General features: G+C 33.4%; 6 protein-coding genes. 4 read left to right on the plus strand and 2 right to left on the minus strand.

Features of this window, described 5'->3' with window-relative positions:
* The 3 genes from F6K22_RS32000 to F6K22_RS32010 form a co-directional block, all read left to right on the plus strand.
* Positions 1-829 (plus strand): HEPN domain-containing protein (locus tag F6K22_RS32000; RefSeq protein ID WP_293107597.1); only part of this gene is annotated, 829 nt, incomplete at its 5' end.
* 126 nt (positions 830-955) lie between these two features.
* The gene (locus F6K22_RS32005; protein ID WP_293107607.1) at positions 956-1,279 is read left to right on the plus strand and encodes a type II toxin-antitoxin system VapC family toxin; all 324 of its coding nucleotides are present in this window, start codon (positions 956-958) and stop codon (positions 1,277-1,279) included.
* 77 nt (positions 1,280-1,356) lie between these two features.
* Positions 1,357-1,905 (plus strand): Uma2 family endonuclease, encoded by a 549-nt coding sequence (locus tag F6K22_RS32010; RefSeq protein ID WP_293107599.1) that lies wholly within the window; start codon positions 1,357-1,359, stop codon positions 1,903-1,905.
* 103 nt (positions 1,906-2,008) lie between these two features.
* Here the strand turns inward: F6K22_RS32010 and F6K22_RS32015 are convergent, their stop codons facing one another.
* Together F6K22_RS32015 and F6K22_RS32020 are read right to left on the minus strand one after the other, a co-directional pair.
* The gene (locus tag F6K22_RS32015) at positions 2,009-2,815 is read right to left on the minus strand and encodes a putative nucleotide-diphospho-sugar transferase (protein ID WP_293107601.1); all 807 of its coding nucleotides are present in this window, start codon (positions 2,813-2,815) and stop codon (positions 2,009-2,011) included.
* A 143-nt stretch (positions 2,816-2,958) separates the two neighbouring features.
* On the minus strand, positions 2,959-3,852 hold the full coding sequence (locus F6K22_RS32020) for a YihY/virulence factor BrkB family protein (RefSeq protein ID WP_293107603.1): 894 nt from the start codon (positions 3,850-3,852) through the stop codon (positions 2,959-2,961).
* Between the two features lie 102 nt (positions 3,853-3,954).
* Here F6K22_RS32020 and F6K22_RS32025 point away from each other — a divergent pair, with 102 nt between their 5' ends.
* Positions 3,955-4,794 (plus strand): transglutaminase-like domain-containing protein, encoded by an 840-nt coding sequence (locus tag F6K22_RS32025; RefSeq protein ID WP_293107605.1) that lies wholly within the window; start codon positions 3,955-3,957, stop codon positions 4,792-4,794.
* Positions 4,795-4,840: the final 46 nt, after the last annotated feature.

Raw genomic sequence — 4,840 nt, forward strand, 5'->3', positions numbered from 1 at the left:
ATTTTATTCCCGTCACGGTGATGTAGACATAGTAGATAGCCGTCGTAGTCTAGACGAAATTCCCATACAAGCTATTTATAAAATCTATTATCCTGAGAGAAAAAAATTAGATAGATTACTTTTTAAACATGAAATATTCTTTGAGATGCTATTCTCTCTCTCTGATATTAAAAGTGACTTTTCGTTAATTATGCAGAGATGGTTTAATTCTGTTGAAAAAATAGATAGTGTTGTGAATTTATTCTTCAGTATTAAGTACAAACCAGATATTTATTTAGAGAATAAATTTCTCAGTCTTGTTCAGGCTGTAGAATCTTATCATCGTCGTCAAATTAAAAATCATGTTTTGACAGAAGATGAGCATAAAGAGCGTATAGAAAGAATCTTAGATAGTGTTCCTAGGGACTATAAAGAGTGGCTAAAAGCCAAACTTCAGCATAGTAATGAACCAACTTTAAAAGAAAGATTAATAGAACTACTTGAATTAATCCCAGAAATAACCAACCAATTAATTAAGGATAAAGAAGAATTTGCTACTAAAGTCAAGAATGCTAGAAATTACTTCACTCATTACGATGAATCTTTAAAGAAAAAAGCTCCTCAACCGGAACAATTATATCAATTTATAGAATCCCTTTCTTTCATTTTGCAAGCTTGTATTTTGAAAGAATTAGGTTGTACTCCAGAGCGTTGCCACCAATTACTCAACAGAAATGAGAGATATCAAAAAGCAGTAGAAAGAGCAATAGAACCTAAAACTGAAATGGGTAAAAAATTACGAGAAATTCGCCGTCAGATGCCTTCCAAACTTAAAAATAACAAAGGATAAAATAGAAGAATAAATTGCTGAAGGTAGGCGAGAAAGACTGTGAATATTATCAAAACTTATATAGATTCTGGCGTACTTATTCAAGCATATAGAAGTGAAACCCTCATAGGAATAAAAGCACGATAAATTCTCGAAGACGCCCAACGAGAATATGCCACTAGCTCGTTTGTAAAATTAGAAGTATTACCCAAAGCAATTTATAATAAACAACTAGCTGAAGTTAATTTTTATGAGACTTTTTTTGCAAATTGTACTATCTGGTCAAACGAACTAGAAAAAATTGTAGAATCTGCACAAAAATTAGCTTCTGATTTTGGTATAAATGCCATAGATGCTCTTCATGTTGCTGCTGCTATTTCTGTCAATGCTGATGAATTAATAACAACAGAAAAACCAAGTAAACCTATGCACCGAGTTACTCATATTAAGGTAACTTCAATTTCTCAATAATACCAATGATCAAATATTTGTTGCACAGGCATCTTGCCTGATTCCTGTATATTTAGAAATAGAAATAATTAATAACTATGCCAAATCTAACAATAAAAGACCTAGAAAAATTAACAAGCGAACACCCAGACCATCAAATAGAATTAGTAGGAGGAGAAATCATCATTATGAGTCCGTCAGGTTTAGAGTCAGATGAAGTAGCAGCAATGATTATTAATCTATTATTAAACTGGGTTCGACCTCGAAAATTAGGCAGAGTAACAGCTTCCAGTGCAGGTTTTCGTTTACCAAATGCAGATGGAGATGTTCGCGCTCCCGACGCTGCTTTTATTCGTGGCGATCGCCTACCTCAAACTACAGAAAATTATACCGAAATAGTACCCGACCTAATTTTTGAAGTCAAATCTAAGACTGATTCTGTAACCAAACTCCAAGAGAAAATTCAACAGTTTCTAACTTATGGCACGACTGTAGGAGTATTAGTAGACCCTCGCAGTCGCACCATGGAAGTTTATCGCCCTAATACTGAGAAAGTTGTGCTTAAGGATGGAGATGTTTTACAAGTTCCAGAATTGTTACCAGGGTGCGAATTACCTGTAGTTGAGGTCTCGGCACCGGAATTTTAATATCGGTTACAGCGACCTTAGTTGTGAAATAGTCTGTCACTTTCAAAACCCGCTTTCTTCAAGAAACCGGGTTGATAGTTTTCTAATTTGAGACCCAGTTCATTTAAAGCTTTAAATACTCCTTTATTTTATCAGTTATAAGTGATAATTGATATTCCCATCCCTGTTTCTTTTTGATAGTTCTTTTTTGTATTGGCAACCAGCATCGATGTTGCCGACCTGGTAATCTATTCAGTTCGTTTTTTATAACTTCATAATTCCTATGTCTGCCATGAATAATTTTTACAGCATCTTTCAAAGTAAAAAAGAAGGGAGTCCTTGCATTCCAAGCATGAGATAGAACATACATTTTACAATTAGATTCTAGCCAAGCTTCTATGAAAGAAGTTTGATCGTTTTCTTTTCCTACAGTTTGATTAATAATTTTTGATTCATATATCTCTAACCATCTTTGAAAAAATAACTCATTATTTGAGCTTTTTTTAAATAGAATAACTCCCGTATTATATGTTTCACAAGCAGCCAATACTTTATTAGTTTTAGGAGATTTTGCTTTATGAGGATCTGTGGGGTCTGGAGCAACAGCCATATCAAAAAAATCTAGAGTTTCAAATATTTCTTGACAATCATCACAAAAATATGTATCTGTATCAACAAACAAAGTTTTTTCATAAGGAGAACCATGATAAATATGCCTGACTTTATACAACAAACCTTCCTTAAAATGTTTAATATCTGCAGGACGAATAACGACTTCATCAAATAGTGAATTATTAATGTTTTTATCAGTTACCAGAGTAATATGAGCCTTTGCGTTTAGTTTTTTCAGGCTTGTAGCAGAGACAATTGCTTCTTTCATATACTTGTCTCCAGTAGCAATATAAAGATAACCTGTTTCGTGATTATTCATAGTTATAACTTAAGATAATTGTTTCTTGATAGCGATGACCATCTAATTGAGAGTATCATAATATCTTTGGTAGTGCATCAGCGAAACCCTTAAGATGAAAAAAAGTGAATTTTTGGATTTCAAGGGGTAACGAATTCTGTCTCCTAACCCCTTCTTTGATCATAATTCCTAATGAACTTTCTATGTTTAGTTTCTATTCTCGAACCATATTTATTAGCCCAAATTTGAGTAAATTCTGCTCCAAAAAATAGAATTTGCCAAGAATAATTTATCCACAATAATAATACTACTAAAGAACCTGCAAAACCATAAGCTGAACCAACCCCACTATTACCTAAATATAATCCAATTAAACTTTTGCCAATTGTGAATAATATAGCAGTAATTCCAGCACCAATCCAAATATCACTCCAAGCTATTTTTACATCTGGTAAAAACTTATAAATTCCAGCAAATAATAACATTACTATCCCAAACGAAATAGAAATATCAATCACACTCCAAAGACCATCCGGGGTATTGAGTATATTATTGAGCCATTGATTTATTGCTGTTAATACAGCACTAGCTAGTAATAATAAAACTAATATTAAACCCGCTCCTAATACCATCGCCACAGACAACAACCGATCTTGAATAAATTTGCCAATACCACTGTCTGGTGGAGGTGAAACATTCCAAATCATATTTAAGGCGAGTTTGAGTTGGGCAAATAAATTTGATGCCCCCCAAAATAGAGTAGCGATACCGATCAGGGTAGCAATAATACCCGACTCAGGACGAGAAATATTGATTACCAGTCCTTCAATAGTTTCTGCACCTTGCTGACCCATAAAATTTTCTAGTTGTGTGACTAACTCTCCTTCAGCAGCAGATTTGCCAAAAATAAAACCAGCGATCGCCACTGCAATAACGAACAATGGTGCAATGGAAAACAATGTATGATAAGTTAAAGCTGCTGCTAGAATAGGTGCTTTATCTTTTTGCCATTCTTGAACAGTTTGTTTGAGCAGTCCCAAGATAGTTCTAAAATTCACAAATTCAGTTTCCTTGATATAGTTAATTATGCTCTTTCAAGCTAGAAGCTAGTAGACTAAATCACGACTATTATCGAAAGTTAGAAGTCTGAAATATTATTTATGAAAAAATTCAAACTCGGTTGTCAATTAAATTATACTATTTCTCAACCAACAACTTTACTATTTAATCTTCAAGTAGTTAATAATCACTGTCAAAATATTTTACAGGAAAAACTACAGTTAAATCCATCTTTACCAAGAGATGAATATATTAGTAGTACCGAACAAAATCGGTTTATTCGAGTTAACGCCCCTGCTGGAAAAATTGAAATTTCTTATCAAGCAACTGTAGAATTATTTCATTATTATGCCAAGAACAATAATATTCCAGAAGTTCCACCTGCTAATTTACCTCTAGAAACACTTCCTTATCTTTATCCTAGTCGTTATTGTCAGTCTGATTTGTTATTTGGTTTAGCCGAATCAGAGTTTGGAAACATAAACCCTGGTTATTCTAGAGTTATGATGATTTGTGACTGGATTTATGACAAAGTAAAATATTTATCTGGCAGTACAAACTCCCAAACTTCAGCTTTTGATACTGCTACAGAGAGAGCGGGAGTTTGTCGTGATTTTGCTCATTTAGGAATTGCTTTTTGTCGAGCATTAAATATTCCAGCTCGTTTTGTTTCTGCTTATGCTTATAATCTTAATCCACCAGATTTTCATGCTTGTTTTGAAGCTTATTTAGGTAATCGTTGGTATTTGTTCGACCCGACTAAATTAGTACCACTTACAGGTATTATTAGAATTAGTACAGGTCTGGATGCTACTGATGTTTCTTTTGCGACTTTATTTGGCACATTTGAAATGAATAATAAGCATTTATTTGTAGAAGATATTTCTGATTTTAAAGATCATCAAAAAGTAAAGGATTTTGAGGCGATCGCTATTTATTGAATAATATCATATCCGATTGAATAGTTACAGCGCTTTTGCTGATTGA

It is taken from the genome of Okeania sp. SIO2F4 (assembly GCF_010672385.1).
Taxonomy (GTDB): domain Bacteria; phylum Cyanobacteriota; class Cyanobacteriia; order Cyanobacteriales; family Microcoleaceae; genus Trichodesmium.